Below are 14,373 nucleotides of genomic sequence, written 5' to 3'. Positions count from 1 at the left end.
CCGCAATCGGGCGCCTCCTTAGAATTCAGCGGTATTCGCCGGCGAACTCTTCAACTTTGGTCAGCCCGTCAGCAGTGACGAAGCCGGGGCCAGAATTGATGTTGTTGCCCGGCAAAACGCCGTAGCGGTGGTAGTTGGTCAGGATGACAACCGGCATATAGGCCTGCAGGAAGGGCTGCTGATCGATGCCCCACTGGATGACACCGGACTTGATGCCTTTGACGATTTCATCGCCCAGGTCGAAAGTGCCGAAATAGATGTCGCCGGCCATGCCGTTTTCGTTCAGCGCCTGCATGGTCGGGCCTGCGGAGACCGGACCCAGCGTCAGGATGCCGTCGGTTTCAGGGTGAGCCGACAGATAGGCCAGGACCTTGTTCTTGATTTCTGCCGGGTCGGTGCCGCTGTCCAGCATGGAGTCGCCCAGCTCGACGCCGAGACCATCGGCAAAGCCGCGGCAGCGTTCGCCGACCGTGGGCTGCTGAATGGCGTGGTTGACACACAGGAACGCGGTCACGCCGTCGCCCTTGGCGCGCGTACCGGCTGCAAGGCCGGCGTCATACTCGGGCTGACCGACATACATCAGGGCGCCGACGTTACGGGCCTGTTGGGGCGTGCCGGTGTTCATGATGATCACGTCGATGCCGGATGCGACGGCATCCTTGATCGGCCCCTGAAGCACGTCGTAGTCGGCAAGAGTGGTGATGAGACCGTTCGGTCCCGATGCGACAACCTGTTCGATGATCCGGGCCATGTCAGCCACGTCACCGGTCGGCGGGTTGCGGTATTCGACCTCGACATCCATCTGATCGCCGGCAAGCGCGATGCCGTTCTTGATGGTGTTCCACCAGCTGTCACTGTCGGGCGCGTGGCTCACCAGGACATATTTCTCCCCCTCGGCGGAGGCCGCGGTCGCCGCCATCAGCGGCACCGCCGCGACAGCTATCGCAAGTGCGGCTTTCTTAATCATTGAAGTCATGTAGTCCTCCCAGTTTTGACCAGAACTCTGGTCCGAAAACGGCGTTTGTCCGCCCTTCGTATTCCAGACAATCACATTCGGAAAATAATTGCAACCGGTTGCAAAAGACTTCGATGAGTGCCACCATGCGTTTTGATGAGCCAGATGATAAAAGGAGCCAGTCACGGGCGGGGAATTGTGAGCATGCCGAAGACTTTAAAGGATGTTGCTATTCGGGCGGGCGTTTCACGGTCCGCAGTTTCGCGCACCTTCACCGATGGAGCTTCAGTTTCCGACAAGATGCGTCGCCGCGTCCTGAAGGCCGCCGCCGAACTTGGATACAGCCCGAACGCGCTTGCCTCGAGCCTGACAACAGGGCGGACAAAGCTGATCGGTCTTGTCTCCAACAACTTTCACAACCCGATCTTTCTGGAGGTTTTCGACCGGTTCACCCGTGCGCTGCAGGAAAAGGACCTGCGGCCGCTGCTGGTCAATCTGACCGACGAAACCGATCCGGCAAGTTCCGTGCGCATGCTGCGGCAATATTCGGTCGACGGTGTCATCGTGGCCTCGTCGACATTGCCGCCGGGGTTTTCCAAGGCGTTTCGCGACGCAGGCATGCCGGTCGTGCACGCCTTTGGCCGCCCGACCAGCTCACCCGAGGTCCATGTCGTCGGCATCGACAATATCGAAAGCGGACGGATGGCCGCGCGCACGCTGATCGCGCGCGGATACAGTGACATCGGATTTCTTGGCGGTCCGGAGACGGCAACCTCCACGCAGGACAGGTTGCATGGATTTCTGGCGGAATTGGCGAATTGCCCGGACATTCGCGTCAGACATTCCTTTGCCGAGGCCTATTCGTTCGAGGCTGGCCGGCGCGAGATGTTGCGGTTGTTGGCGGACGATCCCGCGCAGGCTTATTTCGGCGGTGACGACGTGCTGTCCATCGGTGCGCTGTCCGCGATCGGCGAACGCAATCTGACAGTGCCGGGCGACATCGGCATCATCGGTTTGAACGACATGGAAATGGCAGCCTGGCAGAACATCAATCTGACCACCATCCGTCAGCCGATCCGTCACATCGTCGCCTCGTCCATCGAGTTGATGGCCGAAATGCTGAAGGAGCCGGACCGACTGCCCGAGTCCCGGATCTTTGCCTGCGAGATTGTCGAACGCGGCACCTTGCGTCCCCTGAAGGTCTAGAACTTTCCCCGGTCAGAGCTCCCGAAAGCCGGGCAAACCCGGCTTTCGGCTGTTTTCAGCGGAACATCGGCGGCCGGGCGTCCATCCACGCACCCTGGTTTTTCGCCGAAGCCACGGCCGTGTGCACTGCCGCCATCGACCGCACGCCAGCGGCAGCGTCCGGCAAGCCCTCGCGGACCTCGCCCCGGACCGCATCGGCCAGATCGCAATAGATGTTGGCCACCGCCAGCGGGAACCCTTCGGGATGCGCGATGGAAACGCGCGACAAACGTTGCGCGTCTGCGTGCAAGCCGCTCTCGCCCTTCTCGATGATCTGGGTGCGGCCGCCAACCGGTGTGTAGATCAGCTGGTTGGGCTGCTCGGACTGCCAACGCAGGCCGCCGGTTTCGCCAAACACCTGGATATCGAAGCCATGCTGGCGGCCAATCGCGACCGATGACGTCCACAGTCGCCCGACCGTTCCGCCCGACAGGCGGAAATTGACCATCGCGTCATCCTCCAGCACGCGGCTGGGGATCGTCGATGCGAAATCGGCGGACAGCGTGGCGACTTCGTCGTTGCAGATGAAGCTGGCCATGTGAAGCGCATGAATGCCGCAATCAGCGAACTGACCGGAAACACCGGCCATGGCCGGGTCATAGCGCCAGCGGACTCTGGGATTGTCCGCATCTGCCGCATCGCCGTGATGGCCGTGGCTGAAATTGGTGACCACAAGGCGCACCTTGCCGATTTCACCCGCCTGCACCATTGCCCGCGCCTGACGCACCATCGGATAGGCCGAGTAGCAGTAGTTCACCGCGCAGATCTTTCCCGTGGCCTTGGCCACCTTGACGATCTCCTCGCCCTCGTCGACCTGCATGGTCATCGGCTTTTCGCACAAAACGTTGAACCCGGCCTCAAGGAAGGCTTTGGTGATTTCGAAATGCGTGGAGTTCGGTGTAGCCACCGTAACCAGATCCACCTTGTCGGGGCGATCCCGTTCCCCGGCCAGCATTTCCTGCCAGTCGCCATAGGCACGGTCCGCCGCCACACCAAGCCTGCGGGCATAGTCTCGGCCAATGTCCGCACGGTGATCCAGCGCGCCGGCGGCAAATTCGAAAAGCCCGTCGGCCTGCGCTCCCAGCCGATGCGCCGGTCCGATCTGGCTGCCCTCACCGCCACCAATCATGCCCCATTTCAATTTTGCCATGTCTTGCCTTTCCTGGCATTTCTATGTTCGACACTCGCCAACCGGATCACGGCCGACAGTCAGAATCCGATGGATTGAAGGTATTCGCGGTTGGCCCGTGCGTCTTCAAGCGGGGTGCCCGGCATGGAGGGATCGCAGTCCTGTTCGACCGTGCACCAGCCTTCGAAACCGGCATCCAGAAGACGTTGGCGGACGGCTGGAAAATCCACGTCACCCTGACCGAGGTTGCAGAAGATGCCTTGGCCGCAGGCCTTGTAGAAATCGGTGCGCCTGGCGACCACGTCGGCTTTGACTGCAGGATTTATGTCCTTGAAGTGCATGTAGGAAATGCGATCCATGTGACGATCCATGAAAGCCACCGGGTCAAACCCGGCATAGCTGTGATGGCCGGTGTCGAAACAGATCTTCAGGATGGTTTCGTCGACCTCGTCCAGCAGACGCTCAAGCTCCGGCTCGAAGTCCATGAAGCCGGCGGCATGGGCGTGAATGCCGACGGTCAGGCCGAACTCCTCGGTGCCCATCCTGGCAATCGTCTCGATACGCTCGCGGAACGCGGTCCAATCCGCCGCGCCCATCTGTTCGGCCTCATCCGCACGGCCGGCCGTCGGGGCGCGGCGGGGCGAGATGCTGTCGATCAGCACCAGATGTTTTGCCCCATGCGCCACCAGCGCCTTGCAGGTCCGCCGACTTGCGTCGAGGACTTCGTCCCATTTCGCGGGATCATGGAAGGGGCGGAACACGACGCCGCCGATGATTTCCAGATCGCGTTCCGCCAGCGCGGGCGCAAGAATGGCGGGATCCTCGGGCATGTAGCCGATGGGGCCGAGTTCGATCCCCTTGTATCCCGCGCCTGCGCACTGGTCGAGGACCGACTGCCATGCGGGGTAGGAAGGATCGCTTGGGAATTCGATGCCCCATGAACACGGGGCATTGCCAATGCGAATAGTCATTTTGCGTAGCCTTTCAGATACTCAGAACGCCGCCACGTCCTGCCAGGTTTTCGATTCGGAAGATGCGAGGGCGGTGGCAACGATGCGGTTGACCTCCATCCCGTCGCGAAAGGTCGGCCAGACCGGCTTGCCGGTGTCGATGGCCGTCAGGAAATCCTTGGCCTCGATGATGATCTGGTCCTGGTAGCCGGTGCCGTGGCCCGGCCCCTGACAGAAGGGTTCGTAATCCGGATGCGCGGGGCCGGTCAGGATCTTGGTGAACCCGCGCGTCGAAGCGGGGCCTTCCATACGATACAGCCACAGGGCGTTCTGATCTTCCTGGTCGAAGCGGATCGCTCCCTTTGTGCCGGAGATCTCGTAGGCATAGCCCATCTTGCGTCCGCTCGAGATCCGGCTGAAATACATCTGCCCCATGGCGCCGTTTTCGAAGCGGCACATCATCTGGGCGTGATCGTCGTTGGTGACGCTGCCGCCGGGCCGTTCAGCATGCACGGTTTCGACCTCGGCGATCAGGCGGGTGATCGGGCCGATCAGGGCCAGCGCACCATTGATCATGTGCGGCGCCAGGTCCCCCATGGTACCGTTTGACATGCCCGTCGTGCGCCAGGTCGCGGGGGTCTGCGGGTCGGCCAGAAAATCTTCGGTGTGCTCGCCGCGAAACCATGTGACGTCGCCGATTTCGCCGTCTGCCACAAGTTGGCGCGCGAAGTGACTGGCGGGGGTGCGGATATAATTGAAACCCACCATGTTGATGGCGCCGCCTGCCGTCGCCGCAGCCACCATCGCGCGGCTGTCGTCCAGCGAGGCGCCAAGCGGCTTTTCACAGAACACCGGCTTGCCGAGGGCGAATGCGGCTTCGGCGGCAGCGCGATGCGTGTCTTGCGGTGACGCGATGATCACGGCTTCGACACCCGGATCCCGGACGAGGTCGAGCCAGGAATCCGTGCACCGGGCGAAGCCGTAGGCACGCCTGTATCGCTCGGCGCTTTCCATGCTGGTGGCGCAGATCATTTCCAGCCGGGGGCGGAGCGCGGTGTTGAACACGGCAGCAACGCTGGCCATGGCAACGGCGTGAGCCTTGCCCATATAGCCACCGCCGATGATTCCGATGCCGATGTCTTTCATTCCCTTAGCCTCCCGCGGAAATATAGTTTGCAACCGGTTGCAAACTTTGTATCTTGAGATTAGAAACCACGCAAGTTGCAATCGATCCGTGACCGGAAATTCCCAGGAGGACCTGCCAAGATGAGCAAGGTAAGTGAAAAACTCCGCCTGACGACCTCGCAGGCCATCATTCGCTGGCTGTCCAATCAGTTCATCGAAGTCGACGGAGAGGAACTGCGCATCTGCGGCGGCGGCTTCGGCATTTTCGGTCATGGCAACGTGACCTGTCTGGGGGAGGCGCTGAATTCGGTTCGCGAGGAACTGCCTCTCTATCGCGGTCAAAACGAGCAGAGCATGGGATTTGCCGCTGCGGGCTATGCGAAGCAATGGCTGCGCCAGCGGTTCATGTTCTGCACCGCGAGTGCAGGTCCGGGCACGTCGAACCTTTTGACCAGCGCGGCGCTGGCCCATGCAAACCGGCTGCCGATGCTGCTGTTGTGCGGCGATACCTATGCCACCCGGCTGCCTGACCCGGTGCTGCAACAGATGGAGAACTTCGGAGACCCGACCTTCGGGGTGAACGACGCCTTCAAGCCGGTGGTGCGCTATTGGGACCGGATCAGTCATCCGGCGCAGATCCTGTCCTCGCTTCCGAACGCGCTTGCAACCCTGCTGGACCCGGCGGATTGCGGACCTGCCTTCATCGGACTGCCGCAGGACGTTCAGGGCTGGGCATATGACTATCCTGCCATCTGGTTCGAGAAAAAGGTGCATCGCATTCGTCGCCAGGCCCCCGACATGGCGGAAATTGCCGATGCGGTGGCGTTGCTGAAAACCGCGCGCAGGCCGATGATCATCGCCGGCGGCGGCGTGCAGTATTCCCGTGCTGTGGAAGAGCTGACCAGCTTTGCCGAGGCTCACCGGATACCTGTTGTCGAAACCATCGCGGGCCGCGCGAACATGTTGGCAACCCATCCGCTCAACATCGGCCCCATAGGGGTAACCGGATCGAATTCGTCCAATGCCATAGCAGAGCAAGCCGATGTGATCCTCGCCGTGGGCACGCGCTTGCAGGACTTCACCACCGGGTCGTGGACCGCCTTTTCCCGGGAGGCGCGCTTTATCTCGATCAACGCGGCGCGCCATGACGCGGTCAAGCACATGTCCCTGCCGGTTGTCGGCGATGCCAAACTGTCGCTTGAGGCTCTTGCGGCGCGTGCCGGGGGATATTCGGCGCCGGAAGCATGGACCGCTGAAGCCAGGGGCCATCGTGCTGACTGGGATGCCTATGTGGCGAAAAACGTTGCGCCGGGAAACAGGCCCAATTCCTACGCGATGGCAATCGGCGTGGTGAACGATCTGTGCGATCCGCGCGATCGTGTGGTCGCCGCCGCCGGCGGGCTGCCGGCAGAGGTCACCGCCAACTGGCGCACGCTTGCACCGGGCACGGTGGATGTGGAATTCGGGTTCTCCTGCATGGGATACGAGATTGCCGGCGCCTGGGGCGCCCGGATCGCCCAGGCCCAGCGCGAGCCCGGTCAGGACACCATCGTTTTCATCGGTGACGGCTCATACATGATGCTGAATTCGGACGTTTATTCCTCCGTGCTCAGCCAGAAGAAACTCATCATTCTGGTGCTCGACAACGGCGGTTTTGCGGTGATCAACAAGCTGCAGAACAACTCCGGCAATGAAAGTTTCAACAATCTGATTGCCGATTGCCCGACGATCCCCGAGCCGTTCGGCGTGGATTTCGAAGCCCATGCGCGCGCGCAAGGGGCAATTGCCGAAACCGTGGCAAATCCGGCAGAACTGGGCGAGGCCTTCAAGCGCGCCAAGGCGGCGGAGAAAACCACTGTCATCTGCATGAAAGTGGACGCCTACGAAGGCTGGACCAAGGAAGGGCATACCTGGTGGGAATGCGGTACCCAGCAGGTCTCTGACGATCCGAAAGTCCGGGCAGCCCATGAAGACTGGGAATCCGCCCGTCCCAGGCAAAGGCAGGGCGTCTGATGGCCGATCTGGAGCGCATCAAGGGCAACAGCTTTGTCATTCTCGGGCGCGCCGGGATGGACCTGTACGCCGATCCGCCCGGCACCAGAACCGAGGACGCAACACACTTCTTTACCTGCCTCGGAGGATCGTCTGCCAACATCGCTGCGGCCATCACCCGGCATGGCGGTCAGGCTGCGTTGGTCACCACGGTGTCGGACGACGCGATCGGGCGTTTTGCGCTCAAGCAGCTCGATCGCTACGGCATTGAGCGAACCCATGTGAGATCCGTCGGCGGCGAGGCGCGGAACTCCCTTGCCGTGGTGGAAAGCCGGGTCGAGGACCACCAGTCGGTGATTTATCGCAACGGAGCCGCCGATTTCGAAATGACCGTCGACGATGTGGCGGCGGTAGACTACGACAGCTATTCGGCGCTGATCACCACCGGCACGGTGTTTGCCGCCGAACCGTCGCGCAGCGCCACCTTCCACGCCTTCGAGGCAGCCCGCGCGGCCGGCCTTCCGCTGATCTTCGATGTGGATTACCGGCCCTACTCCTGGCCTTCCGCAGAGGTTGCCGCGGACGTCTATTCCCGCGCCGCCGCAATGTGCGACATCATTGTCGGCAACGATGTCGAGTTCGGGTTCATGGCGGGGGACTATGACAAAGGCCTGGACAAGGCCCGCGAACTGGTCGCCGCCACCGCCCGGATCGTTGTCTACAAGATGGGTGAGGAGGGCGCGATCACGCTGACCCCCGAAGGGGAATTCCGCACCGGCATTTACCCCGTGACGGCCCTGAAACCCACCGGCGCAGGTGACAGTTTCATGGGTGGGTTCATCGCAGGCCTCGCCGACGGACGTGACTTGCGTGATGCGGTTCTGCGTGGCTCTGCCTGCGCCTCGATCGTCGTCAGCCGCGTCGGCTGCGCACCAGCCATGCCCACACCCGCCGAGCTTGAGGATTTCCTGTCCTCGCACCCCGGCCCCACAACACCCTAAAAGGGAAGAAGACATGCATATCGCGCCCCATGACAACCACAACAAGCCGATTGTCAACGTCGACAACCCCCTGGTCCCTCTGAACTATTTCAACATCGTCAAGCTGAGGAAGGGGGATGCGTTCGAATATTGCGTCCCCGGCTATGAGACCTGCATCGTGCCGGCGACGGGCACCGTGGATGTCGAGATCGAAGGCGTTCGCTTCAAGTCTCTCGGCAACCGCACGGTGGATGTCTGGGACGGTGAGCCCGAGGGCGTCTATGTGCCGGTCGGCGCCAGGGTGACAATCGTCTGCACCTCCGATGAAACCGAAACGTTCATTGCGGGCGCGAAATACGACAAGGTTCTGGAGCCGTTCGATGTGCGCGGCGACGGCATCGACCGTGTGCAATATGGTTCCGATGACACCAAGACCCACCGCAAGATCAAGCACATCCTCGGCGCCAACCATCACGACAAGGTCGGGCGGCTGCTGGTCAGCGAATTGTTCACCGTCGGTCAGGGTGGATGGTCCGGGTTCCCCAGCCACAAACACGACACCGATCGCCTCCCGGTCGAGACCCGTCATGACGAAACCTACAACTTCAGGTTCAGGCCCAACTACGGCTCCGGCGTGCAGATGCTCCAGCGCGAGGACAACAAGCCCGGCGACGCCTATCACATCATGGACGGCTCGACGATCTGCCTCGACAAGGGCTATCATCCCTGCGCGGTTCTGCCTGGATACGAGATGTATTATTTCACCATCCTCGGCGGCCTGAGCCAGCGCTCCCTTGTGCAGTATTTCCAGCCGACTCATGCCGCGCAGCTGGAAACCATCCCGGGTATCAAGGACATGATCGCAAAGTTCAAATGACCCTTGTCACCCTGTCGGATGTGCTTCAGCCCGCCCTGAAAGGCCACTTTGCCGTGGCCGGACTTGTCACGTTGGGCTGGGAGGACATGCGCGCCTATGTGGCCGCGGCCGAGGCCGAGAACGTACCGGTCATTCTGCAGGCCGGACCGGGGTGCCGTGAACACACGCCATTGCCTGTGCTGGGCAAGATGTTCCGGCATCTGGCCGGGAACGCTTCCGTTCCGGTCGTGGCCCATCTGGACCACGGGTACACATTGGACGAATGCAGGCAAGCGCTGGACGCCGGGTTCACGTCGCTCATGTTCGACGGCTCACGTCATCCCCTGCAACAGAATATCGACGAAACCGCCGCCATCGCCGAAATGGCGCATGCCGCCGGCATTTCCTGCGAAGGTGAGATCGGCTTTGTCGGCTATTCCGGCGGCAAAGCGTCTGCCGGAACCGATCCCGAGGAGGCCGCAAAGTTTGCCCGGGAAACCGCGGTCGACGCGATGGCGATCTCGGTCGGCAACGTGCACCTGCAGCAGGACAAGCAAGGCGGGCTCGACGAGCCCCGCATCCGCGCGATCGAAGCCGTAACCACCGTACCGCTGGTCATTCACGGAGGCTCGGGCGTGCCGGTGGAACAACGCACGGCGCTGGCCCGGGGGTCGGCCATCTGCAAATTCAATATCGGCACCGAATTGCGCATGGCGTTCGGTCATGCACTGCGCGAGGCGGTCAACAGCGACCCGTCCCGCTTCGACCGTAATTCAATCCTGAAGGACACGCACGACCCGATGGTCGCCGCCACGCGGCGGGTTCTGGGCGCATTCAAGGCCAATTGATACCAGCCGGCGACTGACAGGTAGAGGCCTTGTCGATCGAGCGGCTGAACAATGCTCGCGGCCGCGCGGCCCGCCACCTTGAAATCGTCGCTGAAACCGTCGGTGCCCAAGATGACTTCCCCGCCTCAAATTCAGGCGGGAAGGTGTCTGCAAGTCCAGGGGCCGGTCGCCGGAAGGGCACGCCGTGATTTGTATTGGCGGGACCAGGGACGCTTAAGCTGCCGTGACCCGTCTGAGGGTCAGATTGATGCGGCCGCCGTTTTTCAGCAGTGTCGAGGTGCCGGAGAGCACCCTGTCGATGCCGTGAAAGGCAAGCCGCGCCGCGCCGCCCAGCACGACCACGTCGCCCGATTGCAGGCGAAAGGATGTTGTCGGATCCTTGCGGGTCAGGCCGCCGATGCGAAATGTCGCAGTGTCGCCCAGGGACACGGAGATCACCGGTGCTTCGAACATCTGTTCGTCGCTGTCCTGGTGCAGGCCCATGCGCGCGCGCGCCTCATAAAAATTGACGAGGCAGGCTTCCGGCGCCGGCACGCCGGGAGCAAGCCCCGCCCACAGATCCGTCAGAATCGCGGGCATGGGTGGCCAGGGGCGGTCGGTGCGCGGGTGAAAGGGCTGATACCGGTAGCCATCGATGTCGGCGACCCAGCCGAGCGGGCCGCAATTGCTCATCTTCACGGAGAACGGCTTGCCCGTGCGCGGCATCGCGGGCTGGAACAGAGGCGCCTCGGCAACGATGGACCGGACGGTCTCCACAAGTTCTTCCTGCGCCGCCCGGTCGAAATGGCCGGGCAGATAGGACAGGCCGCCTGGGCCGGTTATCGGGTGATCCTGCATGACTGTCTTTTAGCAAATCGGGCACGGAGTGGAAATTGCCGGTGAACAGATGTCTTGCAGGCAAAGTTTCATCCACCTATATAGCGTTCAAGCTTCGCGTCTAATTTCGGGTTCTGAACCCACGGCGCGATGTCCGGGTCCATCCCGGAACCCAAGTGAAGAGGAGCCGGACAGACGCCTTCATGGGTCTTTCCGGTTTGCTAGAAAGAGAGGCAGATATGGCAAAGGTCATTGGTATCGACCTCGGCACGACGAACTCGTGCGTCGCCGTCATGGACGGCAAGGAACCCAAGGTTATTGAAAACGCCGAAGGTGCCCGTACCACCCCGTCGATGGTGGCATTCTCCGATGACGGCGAGCGCCTCGTCGGTCAGCCGGCGAAACGCCAGGCGGTCACCAACCCCACGAACACGCTTTTCGCGGTCAAGCGCCTGATCGGCCGCCGCTATGAAGACCCGACCGTCGCGAAGGACAAGAAGCTTGTTCCTTACGAGATCGTCAAGGCTGACAATGGCGATGCGTGGGTGCAGGCCAACGACGACAAGTATTCTCCGTCGCAGGTGTCCGCGTTCATCCTTCAGAAGATGAAGGAAACCGCGGAGAGCTTCCTGGGCGAGAGCGTTACCCAGGCGGTGATCACCGTTCCCGCCTACTTCAACGACGCGCAGCGCCAGGCAACCAAGGATGCCGGCAAGATCGCGGGTCTTGAAGTCCTGCGCATCATCAACGAGCCGACGGCTGCGGCGCTGGCCTACGGCCTCGACAAGAACGACGGCAAGACGATCGCGGTCTACGACCTTGGCGGCGGCACCTTCGACGTGTCCGTGCTGGAAATCGGCGACGGCGTCTTCGAAGTGAAGTCGACCAACGGCGACACCTTCCTCGGCGGTGAAGACTTCGACATGGTGCTGGTCGATTATCTGGCGGCTGAGTTCAAGAAGGATCAGGGCATTGACCTGACCAAGGACAAGCTGGCTCTGCAGCGTCTGAAGGAAGCTGCCGAGAAGGCCAAGATCGAACTGTCGTCCTCCTCGCAGACCGAAATCAACCTGCCGTTCATCACGGCGGATGCGTCCGGTCCCAAGCACATGACCCTGAAGCTGACACGCGCGAAATTCGAATCGCTCGTCGACGATCTGGTCAAGCGCACGATCGCGCCGATGAAGGCCGCCTTGAAGGATGCCGGTCTTTCTCCTGGTGAAATCGACGAAGTGGTTCTGGTCGGCGGCATGACCCGCATGCCGAAGATCCAGGAAACCGTGAACACCTTCTTCGGCAAGGAATCGCACAAGGGTGTCAATCCGGACGAAGTCGTTGCCATGGGCGCGGCGATCCAGGCCGGTGTTCTGCAGGGCGACGTCAAGGACGTTCTCCTGCTCGACGTGACCCCGTTGTCGCTCGGCATCGAAACCCTCGGCGGGGTCTTCACCCGCCTGATCGACCGCAACACGACGATCCCGACCAAGAAGGGGCAGGTGTTCTCGACCGCTGAAGACAATCAGACGGCCGTGACCATCCGTGTCTTCCAGGGCGAGCGTGAAATGGCGGCGGACAACAAGGTCCTCGGCCAGTTCGACCTGGTCGGCCTTCCGCCCGCGCCGCGCGGTGTTCCGCAGATCGAGGTCACCTTCGACATCGACGCCAACGGCATCGTCAACGTGTCCGCCAAGGACAAGGGCACGGGCAAGGAACAGCAGATCCGGATCCAGGCCTCCGGCGGTTTGAGCGACACCGACATCGATCAGATGATCAAGGATGCGGAATCTCACGCCGACGAGGACAAGAAGCGAAAGGAACTGGTGGAATCCAGGAACCAGGGCGAATCCCTGGTGCATTCCACCGAGAAGTCCCTGAGCGACTACGGCGACAAGGTATCGGAAGAAGACAAGTCCGCGATCGAAACCGCTCTGGCCGATCTCAAGACCTCTCTTGAGGGCGAGGACCTTGAGGGCATCAAGGCCAAGACCCAGACGTTGGCGGAAGCGTCCATGAAGCTTGGCGAGGCCATGTATCAGGCCGCCCAGGCCGATGCGGAAGCCGAAGGTGGAGAAGACGAATCCGAAGCCGAGGCGAAGACGGACGACAGTGTCGTCGATGCCGACTTCGAGGAAGTCAAGGACGAAGACGACAAGAAGTCCGCCTAACTGAAAGTCGACAGCCAGCCGGTCCTCGGCTGGCTGTTTCATTACCGGCGCCGGATGCGTGACTGCCTGATGAAAAGGGCGCTTGTGCCCGGCGCCTTCGCCGTAATTGGCGCCTGAGTTTGCTGGCGGCCAGCGGTGCAACAACAAGACCGAGAGATCTTGATGTCGAAACGTGATTTCTACGAGATTCTGGGTGTTTCGCGCGAAGCGGACGAAAAGGTTCTGAAAAGCGCCTACCGCAAGATGGCCATGCAATATCACCCGGACCGCAATCCCGGTGATGCGGATGCCGAATCCGTCTTCAAGGAAGTCAATGAAGCCTACGACACGCTGAAGGACGGCCAGAAGCGCGCGGCTTACGACCGCTTCGGCCACGCCGCTTTTGAAAATGGCGGCTTCGGCGGCGGCGGTGGCGGCGCGGGCGGCCAGGACTTCTCCTCCACCATGTCCGACATATTCGAGGAATTTTTCGGCATGGGCGGCGGACGCCGGTCAGGCGGCCGCGAACGCGGCGCCGACCTGCGCTACAATCTTGACATAACGCTGGAGGACGCTTTCTCCGGCAAGGCCGTGGAAATCGAGGTTCCGACCAGCATCGTCTGCGAGGAATGCACCGGAACGGGCGCGAAGCCGGGAACCAGCCCGAGCACGTGCCGGACGTGCGGCGGCGCGGGGCGCGTCCGCGCGGCGCAGGGCTTCTTCACCCTCGAGCGCACCTGTCCGAGCTGTCAGGGGCGGGGTCAGGTCATCACCGACCCTTGCGAAAGCTGCGGCGGTGCCGGGCGCATGACACAGGAACGCACCCTGTCGGTCAACATCCCGGCAGGCATCGAGGATGGCACCCGCATTCGTCTCGCCGGTGAAGGCGAAGCCGGTGTCAGGGGCGGGCCGGCCGGCGATCTTTATATCTTCCTGTCGATCAGGCCGCATGAGCTGTTCCAGCGGGACGGCGCGGATCTTTACTGCCGCGTGCCGATATCCATGACCACGGCCACGCTCGGCGGACAATTCGACGTGCCGACGGTGGAAGGGTCCACAAGCCGGGTCAAGGTGCCCGAAGGCACCCAGACCGGCAAGCAGTTCCGCCTGCGCGGCAAGGGCATGCCGATCATGCGGTCCAGTCAGCACGGCGACATGTATATCCAGGTGACCGTCGAGACACCGACCAACCTGACCCGCCGCCAGCGGGAGCTTCTTGCCGAATTCGAGTCGGAATCTTCCGGCGAGAATCATCCCGAATCGGCGGGGTTCTTCTCCAAGGTCAAGGATTTCATCGACAATCTCGGCGCTTAGCCCGAAGTCGGTCTGGTGC

12 protein-coding genes are annotated in these 14,373 nt (G+C 61.9%); 7 read left to right on the top strand and 5 right to left on the bottom strand.

What is annotated here, in order from left to right; genetic code table 11:
* Positions 1-25: 25 nt before the first annotated feature.
* Entirely contained in the window at positions 26-967 is a 942-nt protein-coding gene (locus AC0VX3_RS26420; protein WP_475525255.1) for a sugar ABC transporter substrate-binding protein, read from the bottom strand.
* A 192-nt stretch (positions 968-1,159) separates the two neighbouring features.
* Between AC0VX3_RS26420 and AC0VX3_RS26415 the strand changes: the two genes are divergently transcribed.
* Positions 1,160-2,161, top strand: coding sequence for a LacI family DNA-binding transcriptional regulator (locus tag AC0VX3_RS26415; protein ID WP_475522995.1), 1,002 nt, complete (start codon positions 1,160-1,162; stop codon positions 2,159-2,161).
* 55 nt (positions 2,162-2,216) lie between these two features.
* On the opposite strand, the gene AC0VX3_RS26410 is transcribed toward AC0VX3_RS26415, so the two are convergent.
* From AC0VX3_RS26410 to AC0VX3_RS26400, 3 genes are read right to left on the bottom strand one after another with little or no spacing between them, the layout of a single operon-like run.
* Positions 2,217-3,350: a Gfo/Idh/MocA family protein gene (locus AC0VX3_RS26410; RefSeq protein WP_342891688.1), complete on the bottom strand. Its 1,134-nt coding sequence runs from the start codon at positions 3,348-3,350 to the stop codon at positions 2,217-2,219.
* Positions 3,351-3,409: 59 nt separating this feature from the next.
* Complete coding sequence (locus tag AC0VX3_RS26405; RefSeq protein ID WP_475522994.1) at positions 3,410-4,300, bottom strand: sugar phosphate isomerase/epimerase family protein; 891 nt, start codon at positions 4,298-4,300, stop codon at positions 3,410-3,412.
* A gap of 21 nt (positions 4,301-4,321) precedes the next feature.
* Positions 4,322-5,425, bottom strand: coding sequence for a Gfo/Idh/MocA family protein (locus AC0VX3_RS26400; protein WP_475522993.1), 1,104 nt, complete (start codon positions 5,423-5,425; stop codon positions 4,322-4,324).
* A 120-nt stretch (positions 5,426-5,545) separates the two neighbouring features.
* Here AC0VX3_RS26400 and iolD point away from each other — a divergent pair, with 120 nt between their 5' ends.
* From iolD to AC0VX3_RS26380, 4 genes are read left to right on the top strand one after another with little or no spacing between them, the layout of a single operon-like run.
* Positions 5,546-7,417: a 3D-(3,5/4)-trihydroxycyclohexane-1,2-dione acylhydrolase (decyclizing) gene (gene iolD, locus AC0VX3_RS26395; protein ID WP_475522992.1), complete on the top strand. Its 1,872-nt coding sequence runs from the start codon at positions 5,546-5,548 to the stop codon at positions 7,415-7,417.
* A complete protein-coding gene (iolC, locus tag AC0VX3_RS26390) occupies positions 7,417-8,397 on the top strand; it encodes a 5-dehydro-2-deoxygluconokinase (protein ID WP_475522991.1) in 981 nt (326 codons plus the stop codon). Before iolD ends, iolC begins: the two co-directional genes overlap by 1 nt.
* 13 nt (positions 8,398-8,410) lie before the next feature.
* The gene (locus tag AC0VX3_RS26385; protein ID WP_475522990.1) at positions 8,411-9,253 is read left to right on the top strand and encodes a 5-deoxy-glucuronate isomerase; all 843 of its coding nucleotides are present in this window, start codon (positions 8,411-8,413) and stop codon (positions 9,251-9,253) included.
* A complete protein-coding gene (locus tag AC0VX3_RS26380; protein WP_475522989.1) occupies positions 9,250-10,080 on the top strand; it encodes a class II fructose-bisphosphate aldolase in 831 nt (276 codons plus the stop codon). The genes AC0VX3_RS26385 and AC0VX3_RS26380 overlap by 4 nt, the downstream gene beginning before the upstream one ends.
* 213 nt (positions 10,081-10,293) lie before the next feature.
* Here the strand turns inward: AC0VX3_RS26380 and AC0VX3_RS26375 are convergent, their stop codons facing one another.
* Complete coding sequence (locus tag AC0VX3_RS26375; protein WP_475522988.1) at positions 10,294-10,917, bottom strand: alpha-ketoglutarate-dependent dioxygenase AlkB family protein; 624 nt, start codon at positions 10,915-10,917, stop codon at positions 10,294-10,296.
* A gap of 218 nt (positions 10,918-11,135) precedes the next feature.
* On the opposite strand from AC0VX3_RS26375, the gene dnaK reads away from it, so the two are divergent.
* Together dnaK and dnaJ are read left to right on the top strand one after the other, a co-directional pair.
* Positions 11,136-13,061: a molecular chaperone DnaK gene (gene dnaK / locus AC0VX3_RS26370; protein ID WP_342891680.1), complete on the top strand. Its 1,926-nt coding sequence runs from the start codon at positions 11,136-11,138 to the stop codon at positions 13,059-13,061.
* Positions 13,062-13,223: 162 nt separating this feature from the next.
* The gene (dnaJ, locus tag AC0VX3_RS26365) at positions 13,224-14,354 is read left to right on the top strand and encodes a molecular chaperone DnaJ (RefSeq protein WP_342891679.1); all 1,131 of its coding nucleotides are present in this window, start codon (positions 13,224-13,226) and stop codon (positions 14,352-14,354) included.
* Positions 14,355-14,373: the final 19 nt, after the last annotated feature.

It is taken from the genome of Roseibium sp. QJM3NY_11, assembly GCF_056173175.1.
This window is presented reverse-complemented; position numbering and strand designations above follow the sequence as displayed.